This window comes from Pedobacter sp. ASV28, from assembly GCF_016428855.1.
GTDB lineage: Bacteria > Bacteroidota > Bacteroidia > Sphingobacteriales > Sphingobacteriaceae > Pedobacter.
On record NZ_JAELTN010000002.1, the window covers coordinates 89,157 to 105,127 of the forward strand.

The following is a 15,971-nucleotide window of genomic DNA, read 5'->3' on the forward strand; positions in this document are numbered from 1 at the left end:
TTTTTATAACATGATACTATTTTATTTGTTTTGGATTATTTTTACTCCAACTATAAATTAAACAATACGAGATGTCCTCTCCTAAATTATATATGGTTTTATTGGGCTGCAAACCTCAGGGACGGCACACAGAACAGCATGATATATTTTTTGGCATTGCCAATGAGCTTAAAGAACTGGTGCCAGAAATTAATTCATTTTGGCCAGAAGCCCAAGGGAAAATTCATTTGGATGCCTATAGGCTGGTAAATAAGATAGAGACTTACCGTGTAGAAGTGGTTAAAAAAGAGGAGCGCCGAGCGGCTTCTTCAGCGCGGCTTTTCTTTTTAAATTTAGGCGGTTACCAAAGTGGGCTGTTTGAAGAAGCACATTATAAAATGTTGTTGGTAGCAACAGATAAGGCGTCGGCAATTAAGAACGCTAAAGAAACAGATTTTTTCAGACAGTATTTTAGTCCGCACATAGATGATAAATATGGGGTAGATGTTGATGACATTTTTGACATAGAAGAGGTGTTACCAATAGGGATGAAGGAAAAATATACGCTTGTTTTTACCCCAACGGTAGATCTACAGGAGGATGAAATAGTATTGGGGTATATGCCCATTAGCAAGCTTTGAACCTCCTCACCGGAAGCAGTAGGGGACTTTTAAGCCAAAAAAATTGTTTTTTTAACCAGCTGGCATAACGGCAAAAATAAAAAATGGCTTAAGGCTATCAAGACCCTAAGCCATCAAACTATATTAGGAACTGAGAAATATGAAACCTTTTTTAGCCCCTGCTAATACTTCCACCAATCTGAGTAACTATGCTGGTCGTAGTGAATGAACTTCCTTTGGTTCCTTTGTTATAGGTTCCTGTGAGGTAAAATCCATTAAAAGCAGTACCGTTGGTTACCGACCCTCCGGTATAAATACTATAACTGTTATTAGCCTTCAGTTTTGCACTGGCAAACAACAAAGTACTGAACGATTTTGGCGCTAGGAAAGTTAGCGCCTCAGTTCCATCAGCCGATTCGATATGAATGATGCTATTTGCCGATCCGCTACCCATTACCAATGCCCTAACGGTAGTTACACTGGAAGTTGGCCCGCTTGTGGCCCCACCAATACCAACCACTAAGCCTCCGGTAATTTTTAAAGTTTTTGCGTCACAATCTATCCCTGCTTCAGGCGCTCCAGCCCCTGCCGCAATTACTATTCCACCGGTAATGGTAAAAGTTCCGTTAGAATCCATCGAATCGTTATTAGTACTGTTGGAATAAACAGAACCTCCATTAATATAAATTGCAGTTGCCGCATTTAATCCATCATCGTAGGTATTGGTTACGATAGTTCCTTTATTAATCGTTAATGCCCCTTTACTTTCTATACCTTCTCCTTTGGTAGATTTGATATTAATCGTACCTCCATTGATGGTTACATATGGGCTTACAGAGGCATCGGTACCTTCGTAAGCGGCCGAAATACCCTTGTCTACCGTGGTTGCCGTAATGGTACCATCATTTATAATTACATGGCCTTCATCGGCCTGTATGCCATCGTTGCTTGCCGTGATATTCAAAGTGCCCCCGTCAATAATAATGGCATCGTTAGCATGTATACCATCAGAAACAGTTCCGGTAATGGTAATCTTTCCTGAAGTTATCCTTACATAGTCATCACTTACAATACCATGTTTATTATTACCTTTCACTGTTAAGTTTCCTGTGCCAGAAAATATAATTTGTCCTTCACTGAAAATAGTTCCTTTTTGATCTTCTGCTGAAGTTGCATAAATACTACCATCGGTAAGGGTATTAGTCGTATTGACATTAATGACCATGAAATTTCTTTTTTTCGATTGGATATTTATAGCCGGGCCATCATTATTCGTAATATTAACTCCATTTAATGTTGTCTTGAACTTTTTATCGCTGTATATTTTCACAGAACCATTGCTTGTGGTACCAGATAGCAGATATTCCACTCCTGTGGCAGTAGAAGTTATGGTAATGTCTCCCCCACTTTCTACAATGGTTACGCCCGCAGCATTTAAGGGGTTGGTAATTGTATTTATTGTTCCAAAATTAATGGACACAGTACTGGTAAAGGTAGAATTTTCGATAAGGTCCTCTGTATCTGCACCTGTTGCCGTAGAACCTTCTGGGGTACCCGAAGTGATAGCACTGTTATCAATGATGGATGTTGCCCCCGTTGTAGAGGTTAATGTGCTTCCGTCTGTAGTATCGGCAACGATATTATCCTTTTTAGAACACGCCGAAAGCACAAATATCATTAAAAATACAATCGTTAACTCCCTTATGTTCATAACACTATATAACAATATAAGCTTTTTCATACGCTTTGATTTTAAATGAACAATGTGTCAAACCTATGGTAAGTAAAATTATAAATTAAGCTGGTATCGATAAACAGCAGCTATCTGTCGTTAAATATTAATTATCACCTTATCTAGCTTTATTGTCATGTTTAATTCAGAACTAACACTAAATAGGAAGATTAGCTTGCAACTTATTAAATTGCACCAAAACTTATCATCATGACGCTATTATTCTCTCCTATCAAAATTAAAAACATCGAATTAAAAAACCGCATTGTGGTTTCTCCAATGTGCGAATACTCTTCAAAAGATGGCTTTGCCAACAATTGGCACCTGGTTCACCTCGGCAGTAGGGCTGTTGGCGGCGCAGGACTCATCATAACCGAGGCTACCGCCGTTTCTCCAGAAGGAAGAATATCCGTAGCAGACCTTGGTTTGTGGAAAGATGAGCATCAGGAAAAACTGAAGGAAATTGTGGATTTTATACATGCCAATGGAGCCGTATCAGGTATACAGCTTGCTCATGCAGGCAGAAAGGGCAGTTTTGAAGTCCCTTGGGAAAGCCCAAAGCAGGCAGATCTTGAAAATAATGGATGGCATACCGTTGCGCCCAGTCCGATTGTTTTTAATGCAAAAGATAGAACACCTATTGAACTAGACCAAAGTGGAATAGACAAAGTGAAAGCAGACTTTAAAGCTGCTACAAAAAGGGCATTGGCAATAGGCTTTAAACTGGTTGAAATCCATGCTGCACATGGCTACCTTATCCATCAATTCTTATCGCCTATTAGCAATAAGAGGGAAGATCATTATGGAGGTAGCTTTGAGAACAGGATACGTTTTTTATTAGAAGTGGTTGATTCGGTACAAGAAGTTTGGCCAAAAGAAAACCCACTGTTTGTCCGAATTTCCGCCACAGATTGGGTAGATGGTGGATGGAATGAGCAAGAATCCATTAAGTTATCAGCTATATTAAAGGAAAAAGGCATTGACCTGGTTGACACTTCTACAGGAGGGTTATCACTGGAACAACAAATCCCTTTACTGCCCAGCTATCAAGTTAAATTTGCAGAGGCCATCAAGAAAAATACAGGAATGCTGACCGGAGCTGTAGGCTTGATCACCTCGGCAGAGCAGGCAGAGGGTATCCTACAAAATGAGCAGGCCGATCTCATCTTTTTGGCCAGAGAATTCTTAAGAGATCCCTATTTTCCTTTGCATGCGGCCCATAAACTTGGTGAAGAAATCAAATGGCCTTCGCAATATGAAAGGGCCAAGCTCAGTTAGAGCTTAGCCCTTTTGAACATGGCGCATATTACCTAGGATCTGCTTTAGTTAATAGTAAGTTTTTATTATCTTTATTTAGCCAAATAATGAACATATGCTTAACAAAGGATTCCTATTGATCCTCTTTTTTGTCTTTTTCATTGCCGAATTTTCTGTAGCGCAGAAAAAATTAACCAATAATTTTTTTTTCGCTACAGATGTTAGTGAACTAGATTCCAGACAAAAGGAAGCTTTCCTTCAGTTTGCCAATGAAATTGATACGGTAGGGATCATTTCTATTAGCATTTTTGGCTATTGTGATGACATCGGGAGAAAGGGATACAACGACACCCTGTCCAATAAAAGGGCCCTGCATATCAAAAGCTTATTGACCGCCAAAGGAATTGAGGAAGGAAAGATTACCGTTATTATCGGCAAGGGGAAATTAGATTTAACGACCGCAAAAAATATTGAGGAGCAAAGGGCTTTTAACAGAAGAGCTGAACTTGTGATCAATTATACCAAAAAAAAGCTGCTGAACGAAAAGGAACTTTTGTCCGACACTTTAAAAGTAGGCGATAAAATTATTTTGGATAACATCCTCTTTGAAAACAGTAGATCTCTACTCCTAGAAGAATCCATTCCCGTGCTTGAAAGGCTGACCAAGATCATCAAAGAGAAGCCTCAATATAATATTGCCATTTTAGGGCATATCTGTTGCAATCCTCCAGGAAGGGATGTAAAAGATTTTGAAACGGGAGAGTATAACCTTTCTCAGGCAAGGGCAAAAGTAATTTATGATTATCTTGTTTATAAGGGTATAGATTCTAAGCGTTTAACCTATAAGGGAATGATGGCCAATTATCCCTTGGGCAAAGGCGAAAAAAATGATAGGAGAGTAGAGCTACAAATTACCTCCATTAATTTTGCGAACAAATAATTATCATTTTTTAAAACCAATGTAGCCATGTTGGCGTTTCACAAGCAGACAAAGTTTATAATAACCTATAAATTGTAACGGAGATAACTAACAAGGTTGTCTTGTTACAAAATGAAAGTTTAAGCTATAACTTAAAAGGTTTCTTAGTAATTTCGATTTTTAAAACAGAAATCATGTTCGACAAATTAATGGCTGCACAAGGCAAGGCCGAAGAAATAAAAAAGAGATTAGATACCATTTCGGTATTGGGTGAAGTAGAAGGAGGAGCCATAAAGGTTACAGCAACCGCAAACAAGGTAATTACCGCTATTGAAATAGCCGATAGTTTTTATCAACAAGCAGACAAAGAAGAAGTAGAGGAACTGCTGTTAACTGCGGTAAACAAAGCCTTGGCAAGTGCCGATCAGGTAAGCGCTTCTGAAATGCAGGCTGCTACAAAAGACATGTTGGGCGGTCTTGGAGGACTTTTTGGAAAATAGCCATGAAAATGGAAGTTTTATAAACAGTTATATGAACTATTAATGATGAAATACACCTATTATGGCCAGTCTTGTTTCTTATTAGAAACTGCTTCAAAAAAATTATTATTCGATCCTTTTATTAGCGGCAATCCTCTAGCAAACGCTATTGATATCGATAAAATCGAAGCCGACTATATTTTAGTTAGCCATGGCCACGGAGATCACGTAGCCGATTTGGTGACTATTGCAAAGCAAACAAAAGCGCAGGTAATTGCCGTTCCAGAAATTATAGGCTGGCTGCAAGCTCAGGGAGTGTCCAATGTACACGGCATGAACTATGGCAAATATAAATTTGATTTTGGCACGCTACGTATGGTATGGGCAACACATTCTAGTGGTCTTCCAGATGGAAGTTACGGAGGAAACCCTGCTGGCTTTGTGATAGATGCAGATGGAAAACAAATTTATTTTGCGGGAGATACTGGCCTAACTGTTGAAATGAAACTGTTGGCTGAGCTCTATAACATTGATTACGCCATTTTACCTATTGGAGGCAACTACACCATGGACGTAGACGATGCGGTTATTGCAGCCAATTATGTGAATTGCGATAAAGTGATAGGCGTACATTACAATACTTTTCCTGTCATTGAGATTGATCCGCAAAGTGCCATAGGCATTTTTAAAAGATCACAAAAGGAACTCTTGCTACCCGCCATTGGGCAAACAATAACCTTATAGAAATTAGTACCCATTAAAAAGGGGGAGGAAAAAAATAATTTTCCTCCCCCTTTTTAATGGGTTAGCCAGCGGTTATTAATTTTTCTTTGCCGCTTCCTTATTGGCTTTGAAACGCATATCGGCAGTGCCATCTTTTTTCTTAGGCCCTGCTACGACCGCCTTAGTTTCCTTATTGGCTTTGTATCGCATATCAGGACTACCATCTGCTTTTAATTTTGAATTTGCAGCAGTTGCTTTTGTTTCTACCTTTTTAACTTCTTTTTTTGTTGCTGTTGCTGCCGCATTTTTTGTCTCTACAGCTTTAACCTCGGCCTTTTTAGCTTCTGTCTTAGTTGCAGTGGCAACTTTTTTAGGGGCTTGTTTAGCTGTAGTTACAGCGGTTTGTGCAAATGAACTGCTTAATCCGAAAGCAGCGATTGCGATTAAACTTAGTACTCTTTTCATTTGGATAAAATTTATAGTTTAATTTTTATACTTTAATTAACATACCAAAATTCTAATTCTTGCATGAAGAATTAATGAAGTTAACTAATTTATATTAAACTTAATAGGGACTGTAAACCTTACGTTTACCGATTCTCCAAATTGTTTCCCTGGCAACCAATCCGTAGACCGCTGTAATACCCTAACCGCCTCCCTAGTCAAATCATTGGATGGACTTTCTAATATCATTATATCTTCAATATTTCCATCTTTTTTCACCACAAAGCTCAACTTTACGGTTCCCTGTATCCGATTACGAGCTGCATTCTCTGGATATTTAATTTCTTTAGCTAAAAATTTATAAAATTCCTTAAACCCTCCTTTATAATTTGGTGCCTGAAAAAGATCTTCATATTTCACCACCTTTCCCGACCTATCGAAATATTCTTCATGCTGCTTTTTGCCATATTCGTCATAAAGCTCATTTCCTGCCATCTTTCCATCATCATAGTACATTTTCCATTTGCCTATTTTTTTATCATGGGCATAATCTCCTTCTTCCTTAATCTGCTGGTTATTCCAGTATGTTATTGTTTTGCCATTTAATTTGCCCCACGCATAGATTTTTTTCTCCGCTAAGTTTCCGTCATTATATAAAAGCCATTCGCCATCTTTATGACCTTTATCATAGTGGCCCTTTTCTTTAACTTTTCCTTTATCATAAAAAGTATAGGGTCCTTTGCGCACTTCCAGATTTCTATCTTCAAAGTTGATCACTTCCTGGATAAGATCCTTTCTATCATAAAAAGTAACTTGCCATAGCTCCGCATTTTTCTTTACTACAGGCCTCCATTTTGAACGTATGGGGTCTTTCTCATACATGGGGCTTGCATAAACCAAAGTGGTGTCTTGCTGAGCAAGGGCAGCTTTTGCTACCATCAAAAATAGCATCAAGATTATTTTTTTCATTTGTTTAATGTGCTTCTAACCAATTTATTCCCTCACCTATTTCAATTTCTATCGGAACTTGCGTTTCAATAGCTGTTTTCATTCTATGGGTAATGATCGTTTTCATTTGTTCCTTTTCATGCTTCAATACATCGAACACCAACTCATCATGTACCTGCATGGTCATGGCAGAACTCAGGTGCTGAGCTTTCATATCTTTATGGATATTGATCATGGCAATTTTGATCATATCTGCAGCCGAACCCTGAATTGGCGCATTAATGGCGTTTCGTTCGGCATAACCTCTTACCGTCATGTTGGCAGAATTGATATCCCTTAGATACCTTCTTCGCCCCATTATGGTTTCTACATAACCATTTTCACGGGCAAAGTTCATGGTATCGCTCATGTACTGCTTTATTCCTGGGTATTGTATGAAGTATTGTTCAATAATTTCCGCTGCTTCTTTTCTTGGAATATTCAAATTCTGTGAAAGTCCAAATGCCGACTGTCCATAAATGATACCGAAATTTACGGCCTTAGCATTTCTACGCTGATTAGAATCGACATCTTCTACCTTAATTCCATAGACTTTTGCTGCTGTGGCCGTATGGATATCTATGCCGTTGATAAAAGCATCTAACATATTTTCTTCCTTACTGATTTCGGCAATAATCCGCAGTTCGATTTGTGAGTAATCTGCTGATAATAGTATATGATCTTGATCCCTGGCAATAAAGGCCTTACGCACTTCCCTTCCCCTGTCTGTTTTAATCGGAATATTTTGCAGGTTAGGATTGTTGGAACTTAACCTTCCCGTTGCCGCTACGGCCTGATTATAACTTGTATGCACCCTTCCAGTTTTAGGGTTCACCAATAAGGGCAGTGCATCTACATAAGTAGACTTTAGCTTCTGCATCTGTCGAAAATCTAAGATATCCTTTACAATATCACTTTTATTGGCCAAGAGGAGCAATACATCTTCCCCTGTCTGGTACTGTCCAGTTTTGGTTTTCTTGGCCTTAGGATCAAGCTTTAAGTGGTCGAACAAAACCTCGCCAAGTTGCTTTGGCGATGCCAAGTTAAATTTTAAACCAGCCTTGTCATATACGCTTTGTTCGGCTTTGGCAATTTCGTTTTGTAATTCTATAGAATAGGCATTTAATGTATCTATATCTATTTTCACTCCTTCCTTCTCCATGTCTGCCAATACATAAATCAATGGGTTCTCTATCTCGGCGGCCAGTTTATCGGCATTTCTTTCGTTCAACATGGGCTCGAAAACATTAGCCAACTGTAACGTTACATCGGCATCTTCTGCGGCGTAATCGACTACCTTAGCCACCTCTACATCTCGCATATTTCCCTGATTTTTACCTTTGGCACCTATCAAGCTGGTAATAGAAATGGGGGTATAACCCAAATAATTTTCAGATAAAACATCCATATTATGTCTTGTATCTGGGTCAATGAGATAATGCGCCAACATGGTATCAAACAGTTTTCCCTTTAATTCAACTCCATACCATTTAAGCACCAGCATATCGTATTTGATATTCTGCCCTATCTTAACAATCAGTTCATTCTCCAGCACCACCTTAAATTCCTCTAGTATGGCTAATGTAATTGATCGATCTGGGGGAAGGGGCACATAATAACCTTCATTAGGCTTAATTGCAAAAGACAACCCGACCAGATCGGCCAAATTAGCATCTGTTCCCGTTGTTTCGGTATCAAAAGAGACCCTTTCCTGTAGAAGGAGCTGTTCAATAAGTTCCTTTCTTTCTTCCTTCGTTTCTACCAGAATGTAATCATGAGGGGTATTACTGATATTCTTCGCATCTATAGGCGTATCAAACAATGAGGGTTGGCTTTGTGCTTCCCTGCCTTTCGACTGCTCTACATCGTTTCCAAAGAGATCCTTTTGTCCCGCTTTTCCTTCGTTAACGGTAAAACTCTCTCCAAAAACCCGCTTACCTATCGTTCTAAATTCCAATTCGGCAAACAAAGGTTCTAAAAGCGCTTTACTAGGCTCTTCCAGCAAAAGTTGTTGTTCATCAAACTCTACAGGAACATTTAAAATAATAGTTGCCAGCTTTTTAGAAATAAGCCCTTGTTCTACATGGTTTTCTATATTTTCTTTCTGCTTACCTTTCAGCTCATGGGTATTGGCGAAAATATTTTCCATACTGCCATACTGCTTGATCAGCTGTTTGGCCGTTTTTTCTCCAATGCCAGGTATTCCGGGTATATTATCTACGGCATCACCCCAAAGCCCCAAAATATCGATTACTTGCTCTACCCGCTCAATATCCCATTTCTCTAATACCTCTTTTACGCCCAAAATTTCCATATCATTACCCATTCTAGCAGGCTTATAAATAAAGATATTATCAGATACCAATTGGGCAAAGTCTTTATCTGGCGTCATACAGAACACCTGAAATCCCTGTTTTTCTCCTTCCTTGGCCAAAGTGCCTATAATGTCGTCTGCCTCATAGCCATCTTTGGTAATTACGGGAATATTAAAGCCTTCGATCAATTTAAAAATATAAGGAATGGCCTTCGATAAGTCTTCGGGCATGGCTTCCCGATGGGCTTTATAAGCTTCAAAATCGGTATGTCTCTCTGTAGGCGCCTCGGTATCAAACACTACAGCAATATGTGTTGGTTTTTCCTTTTTTAATACTTCAAGCAAAGTGTTGGTAAAACCCATTACTGCAGAGGTATTAATACCTGTAGAGGTAAAACGAGGGTTCTTACTTAGTGCGAAATGCGCCCTATAAATCAGCGCCATACCATCTAAAAGGAAAAGTTTTTTGTTGTTCATTTGCTTATAGGCTTTAATAACCACACCAATTCTGTTTATTGGAGGGAACTCGTAAAGTTAACAATAGTATACCGTTCCCATTAAAGCTAAAAAATATTTTTTGTCGACTTATGAAAATAACAACCTTAATACATCTATTCATTAAAGCAAATAAAATCTTATGAGAATTACCCTTACATTTTTATCCATTTGCCTGGCCCTATTTGCCAAATCGCAATCACAGATCATCATTAATGAAATGGCCTTCATTGGGCTTGAAAACACCATTAAAAAGGGTTACGGTTCTAAAGAAGACCCTATACCTAGTGGTGCCTTTATCAATATTGCCGACGCCCAAAACAGGTCTGATAAAATGAGAAGGCTTTTCAACAGCTACAGGTGGCCTGATGGTCAAAGTATAGACTTCTCGAAAAGATTCAGCACGGCAAACGCCAGCGGAAAAGGGATTGTAGATTGCTATACGATAATAAAACCTGGTACTACAGATACCCTTAGTATTTTTGTAGATCCTTATCAAAAAGCAGAGAAATATTTTGTTCCGGAAGGCCTTAGTGCCATTACCCCTCAATTGCTCAAAAAAGAACTCGAACCCATCTTAAAACAAATAGATGAAATAAATAATGCTGACGATGGTGCTGCCCTGAAAATACACGCCGCAAATATATTGGCTTATTTAGGCGGAAAATTAAATTATACTTTTCTTATAGACGAAGGAAACTTAAAGGCTATTGCTTCAGACAAGATTGCCGAAGAAGCCCTTAAGGACTACTTATTCAAATCTTATGTATTCAATAAGTTTTATGCCTATGCAAAGGAAATAGCCAATGAACAATCCTATGCTTTTGACAAGATGAAATTACAGTTTCAAAAATATCTATTAGCCCATCCCAACGCAAACACCGGCGCTTTAAAAGACATTTTAAAATAATTACATCTTGTCCAACAACACCTCTCTATATTTTCCGTTACTTTATGATATGAAAGCTTTCGGATTAATCATACTGGGCCTATTTATGGGCCATCTATTACATGCCCAAGACGCTGTTCTCATTAGCGAGGGCAACTTTGTAAGGGGCGTGGTACAGGGTACCAATTTTGAATCCGTTTTTATACAGACGGATGAACAAGAAGTAAAAGAGTATAAAGCCAAAGATATCCAGTCCTTTATTTGGAATGGCGACACCTATGTAAGCAAGCCCATTATCATAGGAAAAAAAGCGGCCATTAAATTTTTTAAACTGATAGAAGGGGGAAAAGTTAATCTTTATAGTTATGGCAGCACTTCGGCAGTAGAAGAACCTGCACAGCCTCGTGTAAAAGCTCGTCCTACTTTTGGTGTGGGCATGGGTACCGGAGGGGGTATGGGCGGAGGTTTAGGTGGCGGCGTAAGCATTAATTTGGGCGGCAGGAGAAATACCGAACAACCTTCGGGAGCTGCCCCAAAAACTAAAGTGCTATATTTTATTGAAAAACCAGGTACCGGACCTATTCAGGAAATATATGCCGACGGTAGCAAAACCACAACAACGAAGGCCCTATTACTTCAAAAGCTAACAGGCGACGAAGGTTTGACAGAGAGTATAAAAGCCACCGAGAGCTTTGATGATAAAACGCTCATTGCCTTAGTGAAATCCTATAATGAATCTGTAAAATAAGTAGACCTACAATTTTATTTGGCTACAACAGACAGTGGTTGACGAATTACCCCCGCACGGCCTGCGGCTTGCAAAATGTAGAATATACAAACAATAAGCCGATCGTCATTCTGTTACGAAAAAAAGTAAAATATATCCATTTACCAACCCACTTCTAGTAGCAGCTTTCCCGTCATTAGTAACTCTATTGGCAATCGTAATAGATAAAGGTCTTTCTCCGGTTCATCGGAGCAAGCCGTCAATGCGCTTCCCTCAATACGAGTACTTTAGATTGCTTATCTCTGTAAATCATCCCAAAACTCTACTGCCCTGCGGTAGTGTGGAATAACAATGGAACCTCCAACCAAATTGGCTATCATGAATACTTCATTGATTTCATCGTTGGTCACACCTTCGTTGTAGCATTTTTCCAAATGATATTTGATGCAATCATCGCACCTTAAAACCATAGATGCTACTAGTCCGAGCATTTCTTTGGTCTTCACATTTAGCGCACCATCTGCATATGATGTGGTATCTAAGGCAAAGAAACGTTTGATATTCGTATTGGCCGTTTCCATCACCCTATCGTTCATTTTTGTACGATAGCTATTAAATTCTTCTACTAATTTTCCCATTGTAATCTTGTTTGTTAGTTTTCTGGTATTTGGTTTTTTAGATTTATCAAATTAGCTGGCCTAAACAACCCAAAAACTAATCAACAAACCAGTCATTAAAGCTCCTGCAGCGGATCCCAAAATACTTTTTTAAAATTTTTCACCTTATCATTCACTACTACAACTCCTTCTTGCTCCAAAAGCTCTTGCATCAATTCTGGAGGGGAAAAATGAAATCTTCCCGTAAGCAGGCCGGAACTGTTGACTATTCTATGGGCAGGTACTTTTGGGCTCGCTGTACCAGCATAGGCCATCGCATGCCCAACCATCCGCGATGAATTGGCCACGCCCAGTGCTTTTGCAATTGATCCGTAAGAAGTAACCCTCCCTTTTGGAACGAGCCTTGCTACTTCGTAAACTTGTTCGTAGAAATTGGTATCCATTGCTTCTGCTCCATTTGTCATCCCGAATTTAGTTCAGGATCTTATTCGTATACTAAATTATGCCGAAACGAGTTCTGCATGAAGAAAAATCTTTAATTAAACGAAAACTGTATATAGTTAATGTTTTTATCCTTTTTAAGGTAAATCCGCTCATAATGCGTCTTAATAGAAAGCACTTCATCTACCAGATCTGATTGATATAAATGATCGGTATCCTTATGGACAAGCAGCCCTAATTCTTGTACCTTTTCCTTAGTATAGTTATACAGGCCGTCATTGTCGGTTTTGAGATTTATTTTACCTTCCGAAGTAAGTAATACTCTGTATTTTTCCAAAAACCCAGGATAAGTTAAGCGTTTCTTTTCCCTGCTGATTTGTGGTTGCGGGTCGGCAAAAGTAATCCATATTTCCTCCACTTCCCTTGCACCAAAGTAATCCAATAGGTCCTCTATCTGAATCCTTAGAAAAGCAAGATTGTTTATTCCTTCATCTACTCCGGTTCTGGCACCTCTCCAAATTCGATTCCCCTTTAAATCTATCCCTATAAAGTTTTTTTCTGGGAAAAGCTTGGCCAAATTAACGGCATATTCACCTTTACCACAAGCCAGTTCCAATACAATAGGACGATCATTCTTAAAATGATCTGTAGCCCATTTTCCCTTTAAAACTTTTGCTTCATCTAACTGGTAAACATTAGGAAATGTATTGATCTCCGCAAATTTTCTTAATTTATCTTTCCCCACTTTTTAATGTATTAAAAAGACAAAAGTAAGATTTAATTGGCAATAATATCATCACAGCCTTCATACCCTTAATTAGAAACAACTCGCCCAACTTCTCTTCTGTTAGTAACAACTTTCACGAATAAACGTCTTATGTGCAAGATATTCTACTTGCCCAGAAATTTTCCCTAAAAAAAAGCGTTGGTAGCGTAGGGGTAAAACCATTTGTTGTTGTCATGTTATTAAAATATAATTTAAACCTTATTACATATCCATTATTCCGTTCCTTATATGACATTTTCTTCTCTTAAACCGTTATTAATCCTATTTACATTTTTTTGCCTTCCAACCTTTGCACAGCAAACTTACAACGTTTCTGGTACCGTTAGGTCAACTGGTGATGCTGTAGAGGCGGCTACGATCCATATTATAGAGCTTAAGCATCGCATTACCAGCGACAGCGCTGGTAATTATAGTATAGATCTAAAAGCAGGCCAGTACACTTTTGTCATCAGCGCCATTGGCATGAATACTTTAAGAAAGTCTATCAAAGTAAAAGCCAATGAAACGGTAGACTTTGAACTTGAGGACAATGCCAATAAGCTAGACGAAATTGTGATTTCTACAGCCAGAAATGAAAGGAGTTTAGCCAGCCCACAAATGGGAGCAGAACGGCTAAGCATGAAGGCCATTAAAAATATCCCCTTAATTTTCGGTGAACGTGATATTATGAAGGCCATCCAACTTCTACCGGGTATAAAATCGGCAGGAGAGGGTGGTAGCGGCATTTATGTTAGGGGCGGCTCTGCAGATCAAAACCTAATTTTAATGGACGACATACCCGTATACAACGCATCCCATTTAATGGGTTTCTTTTCTACATTCAATCCCGATGCCGTTGATGACATTACCGTTTACAAAACAGGTATGCCCTCGCAATTTGGCGGGCGCCTTTCTTCCGTTCTTGACATCAAAATGAGACAGGGAAATGCAGATAAGTTTTCGGCATCTGGAGGTATTGGTCTTATTTCTTCCAATCTTACTTTAGAAGGGCCCATCCACAAGGGAAAGTCCTCCTTCCTCATTTCTGGTCGCAGAACTTATGTTGACCTTTTTTTAAAACTTTCTCCTGATAGCACCATCAATCAAAATACCATGTATTTCTATGATGTGAATGCTAGGGCAGACTTTCAGCTTAATGAAAACAACAAGCTCATTTTTACAGGCTATTTAGGCAGCGATAAATTAGGCCTTGCCGAAACCTTTGGCCTAACTTGGGGAAACAGTTTGGCGAGTGCACAATGGAAACATATTTTTTCCCCAAACCTAAATTCGTCTACTACGGCTTCCTACACCAGTTATCAAAATAAAATTGAGGTCAATACAGGCATAGATAACGTTCGAATTTATTCCCAGATCAAAGACTTATCCCTGAAACAAAACTACTTCTGGCAGGCAACAGAGAAAAATTTGATAAAATTCGGCTTCAACAGCATTCACCATACTGTTACTCCGGGCGAAATCACCTCTCAGGGACAGTCAAACTATAATCCTATTAACTATCAGGAAAGATATTCGCTCGAAAATGCACTTTTTGCTTCCAGCGATTGGCAGGCTTCCGAAAAGCTAAACGTGAGTTTTGGCCTAAGGTTATCTGGTTTTAGCATTTTAGGAAAAGGTAATTTCCTTAATGTTGATCCGGATGGAAATATCATTGACAACACCAGCTATAAAAGTGGAGAATTGGTAAAGACCTATATCAACCTAGAGCCCCGCTTATCGTTGAGCTACCTGCTCAATATGCAAAGTTCTGTAAAAGCATCTTATGTAAGAAATGCCCAGAACATGCACATGATCTCCAATTCTACTTCCAGTAGGCCAAGCGATAAATGGCTACCAAGTTCCATAATGGTAAAACCTGAGGTATCTGATCAATTTGCCATAGGTTATTATCGCAATCTTTTTGACAATGTTTTTGAGCTCAATGTAGAGAGTTACTACAAGACCATGCAAAACCAAATCGATTACAGGGACGGCGCAGAAACTTTTAATGCTGACAATATTGAGACCCAATTGCTGTATGGAAAAGGTAGAGCCTACGGCCTAGAAATCCTATTCAAAAAAAGAAAGGGAGATTTTACAGGTTGGTTGAGCTATACCCTCTCTAAAACCGAAAGGCAAATTGACGGCATCAATAACGGGGATTGGTATAATGCCCGACAAGATCGCACGCATGAAATTGCCTTGGTAGGTGCATATGCATTGAACAAAAAATGGAGCTTATCTGCCTCTTGGGTATACTATACAGGCGATGCCATTACTTTTCCCAGTGGAAAGTATAACATGGATGGTCAAACATTTTTCTACTATACCGAGCGCAATGGCTACCGTATGCCTGCTTATCATCGTTTAGATTTAGGTGCCACTCTACAGTTAAAGAAGAGGAAGAGCTACAGCTCAGAACTCGCTTTTAGCTTATATAATGCCTATGGCAGAAAGAACGCTTATTCCATTACCTTTCGGGAAGCGGAAAACGATCCGTCCAAAACTGAAGTGGTAAGGACAACGCTCTTCCAATTTTTACCTTCAATTTCTTATAATTTTAAATTTTAATTCCTGATCCG

15 protein-coding genes are annotated in these 15,971 nt (G+C 39.0%); 8 read left to right on the forward strand and 7 right to left on the reverse strand.

The window, feature by feature from the left end; all coding sequences use genetic code 11:
* Positions 1-71 precede the first annotated feature (71 nt).
* On the forward strand, positions 72-620 hold the full coding sequence (locus JHD79_RS01255) for a DUF1543 domain-containing protein (RefSeq protein WP_199117269.1): 549 nt from the start codon (positions 72-74) through the stop codon (positions 618-620).
* Between the two features lie 151 nt (positions 621-771).
* Here the strand turns inward: JHD79_RS01255 and JHD79_RS01260 are convergent, their stop codons facing one another.
* Positions 772-2,340, reverse strand: a complete 1,569-nt coding sequence (locus JHD79_RS01260) for a carbohydrate-binding domain-containing protein (RefSeq protein ID WP_199117270.1) — start codon at positions 2,338-2,340, stop codon at positions 772-774.
* Between the two features lie 201 nt (positions 2,341-2,541).
* Here JHD79_RS01260 and namA point away from each other — a divergent pair, with 201 nt between their 5' ends.
* From namA to JHD79_RS01280, 4 genes are all read left to right on the forward strand, one after another.
* Positions 2,542-3,609, forward strand: coding sequence for an NADPH dehydrogenase NamA (gene namA / locus JHD79_RS01265; protein WP_199117271.1), 1,068 nt, complete (start codon positions 2,542-2,544; stop codon positions 3,607-3,609).
* A gap of 94 nt (positions 3,610-3,703) precedes the next feature.
* Positions 3,704-4,528 carry an OmpA family protein gene (locus JHD79_RS01270; protein ID WP_199117272.1) on the forward strand — a complete coding sequence of 275 codons (825 nt, stop codon included), beginning with the start codon at positions 3,704-3,706 and terminating at the stop codon, positions 4,526-4,528.
* A 173-nt stretch (positions 4,529-4,701) separates the two neighbouring features.
* A complete protein-coding gene (locus tag JHD79_RS01275) occupies positions 4,702-5,007 on the forward strand; it encodes a YbaB/EbfC family nucleoid-associated protein (protein WP_199117273.1) in 306 nt (101 codons plus the stop codon).
* 42 nt (positions 5,008-5,049) lie between these two features.
* Positions 5,050-5,730 (forward strand): metal-dependent hydrolase, encoded by a 681-nt coding sequence (locus tag JHD79_RS01280; protein WP_370583297.1) that lies wholly within the window; start codon positions 5,050-5,052, stop codon positions 5,728-5,730.
* Positions 5,731-5,805: 75 nt separating this feature from the next.
* Here JHD79_RS01280 and JHD79_RS01285 read toward each other — a convergent pair whose 3' ends face one another.
* The 3 genes from JHD79_RS01285 to polA form a co-directional block, all read right to left on the reverse strand.
* Positions 5,806-6,174, reverse strand: a complete 369-nt coding sequence (locus JHD79_RS01285) for a hypothetical protein (protein WP_199117274.1) — start codon at positions 6,172-6,174, stop codon at positions 5,806-5,808.
* 84 nt (positions 6,175-6,258) lie between these two features.
* Positions 6,259-7,122 (reverse strand): energy transducer TonB, encoded by an 864-nt coding sequence (locus JHD79_RS01290; protein ID WP_199117275.1) that lies wholly within the window; start codon positions 7,120-7,122, stop codon positions 6,259-6,261.
* A gap of 4 nt (positions 7,123-7,126) precedes the next feature.
* The gene (gene polA / locus JHD79_RS01295) at positions 7,127-9,931 is read right to left on the reverse strand and encodes a DNA polymerase I (RefSeq protein WP_199117276.1); all 2,805 of its coding nucleotides are present in this window, start codon (positions 9,929-9,931) and stop codon (positions 7,127-7,129) included.
* Positions 9,932-10,091: 160 nt separating this feature from the next.
* Between polA and JHD79_RS01300 the strand changes: the two genes are divergently transcribed.
* Positions 10,092-10,859, forward strand: a complete 768-nt coding sequence (locus JHD79_RS01300) for a hypothetical protein (RefSeq protein ID WP_199117277.1) — start codon at positions 10,092-10,094, stop codon at positions 10,857-10,859.
* Between the two features lie 49 nt (positions 10,860-10,908).
* Complete coding sequence (locus JHD79_RS01305) at positions 10,909-11,586, forward strand: hypothetical protein (RefSeq protein ID WP_199117278.1); 678 nt, start codon at positions 10,909-10,911, stop codon at positions 11,584-11,586.
* A gap of 275 nt (positions 11,587-11,861) precedes the next feature.
* Here the strand turns inward: JHD79_RS01305 and JHD79_RS01310 are convergent, their stop codons facing one another.
* From JHD79_RS01310 to trmB, 3 genes are all read right to left on the reverse strand, one after another.
* Positions 11,862-12,203 carry a carboxymuconolactone decarboxylase family protein gene (locus tag JHD79_RS01310; protein WP_199117279.1) on the reverse strand — a complete coding sequence of 114 codons (342 nt, stop codon included), beginning with the start codon at positions 12,201-12,203 and terminating at the stop codon, positions 11,862-11,864.
* A gap of 95 nt (positions 12,204-12,298) precedes the next feature.
* The gene (locus JHD79_RS01315; RefSeq protein WP_370583298.1) at positions 12,299-12,646 is read right to left on the reverse strand and encodes an MGMT family protein; all 348 of its coding nucleotides are present in this window, start codon (positions 12,644-12,646) and stop codon (positions 12,299-12,301) included.
* A gap of 71 nt (positions 12,647-12,717) precedes the next feature.
* Positions 12,718-13,368 (reverse strand): tRNA (guanosine(46)-N7)-methyltransferase TrmB, encoded by a 651-nt coding sequence (gene trmB, locus JHD79_RS01320; RefSeq protein WP_199117280.1) that lies wholly within the window; start codon positions 13,366-13,368, stop codon positions 12,718-12,720.
* Positions 13,369-13,638: 270 nt separating this feature from the next.
* Between trmB and JHD79_RS01325 the strand changes: the two genes are divergently transcribed.
* Positions 13,639-15,960, forward strand: coding sequence for a TonB-dependent receptor (locus JHD79_RS01325; protein ID WP_199117281.1), 2,322 nt, complete (start codon positions 13,639-13,641; stop codon positions 15,958-15,960).
* Positions 15,961-15,971 lie beyond the last annotated feature (11 nt).

Excerpts from the sequence above, each read along its gene's own strand:
- JHD79_RS01255 (WP_199117269.1), top strand. The coding sequence starts at position 72 with ATGTCCTCTCCTAAATTATATATGGTTTTATTGGGCTGCAAACCTCAG.
- JHD79_RS01260 (WP_199117270.1), bottom strand. The coding sequence starts at position 2,340 with ATGAAAAAGCTTATATTGTTATATAGTGTTATGAACATAAGGGAGTTA.
- namA (WP_199117271.1), top strand. The coding sequence starts at position 2,542 with ATGACGCTATTATTCTCTCCTATCAAAATTAAAAACATCGAATTAAAA.
- JHD79_RS01270 (WP_199117272.1), top strand. The coding sequence starts at position 3,704 with ATGCTTAACAAAGGATTCCTATTGATCCTCTTTTTTGTCTTTTTCATT.
- JHD79_RS01275 (WP_199117273.1), top strand. The coding sequence starts at position 4,702 with ATGTTCGACAAATTAATGGCTGCACAAGGCAAGGCCGAAGAAATAAAA.
- JHD79_RS01280 (WP_370583297.1), top strand. The coding sequence starts at position 5,050 with ATGATGAAATACACCTATTATGGCCAGTCTTGTTTCTTATTAGAAACT.
- JHD79_RS01285 (WP_199117274.1), bottom strand. The coding sequence starts at position 6,174 with ATGAAAAGAGTACTAAGTTTAATCGCAATCGCTGCTTTCGGATTAAGC.
- JHD79_RS01290 (WP_199117275.1), bottom strand. The coding sequence starts at position 7,122 with ATGAAAAAAATAATCTTGATGCTATTTTTGATGGTAGCAAAAGCTGCC.
- polA (WP_199117276.1), bottom strand. The coding sequence starts at position 9,931 with ATGAACAACAAAAAACTTTTCCTTTTAGATGGTATGGCGCTGATTTAT.
- JHD79_RS01300 (WP_199117277.1), top strand. The coding sequence starts at position 10,092 with ATGAGAATTACCCTTACATTTTTATCCATTTGCCTGGCCCTATTTGCC.
- JHD79_RS01305 (WP_199117278.1), top strand. The coding sequence starts at position 10,909 with ATGAAAGCTTTCGGATTAATCATACTGGGCCTATTTATGGGCCATCTA.
- JHD79_RS01310 (WP_199117279.1), bottom strand. The coding sequence starts at position 12,203 with ATGGGAAAATTAGTAGAAGAATTTAATAGCTATCGTACAAAAATGAAC.
- JHD79_RS01315 (WP_370583298.1), bottom strand. The coding sequence starts at position 12,646 with ATGACAAATGGAGCAGAAGCAATGGATACCAATTTCTACGAACAAGTT.
- JHD79_RS01325 (WP_199117281.1), top strand. The coding sequence starts at position 13,639 with ATGACATTTTCTTCTCTTAAACCGTTATTAATCCTATTTACATTTTTT.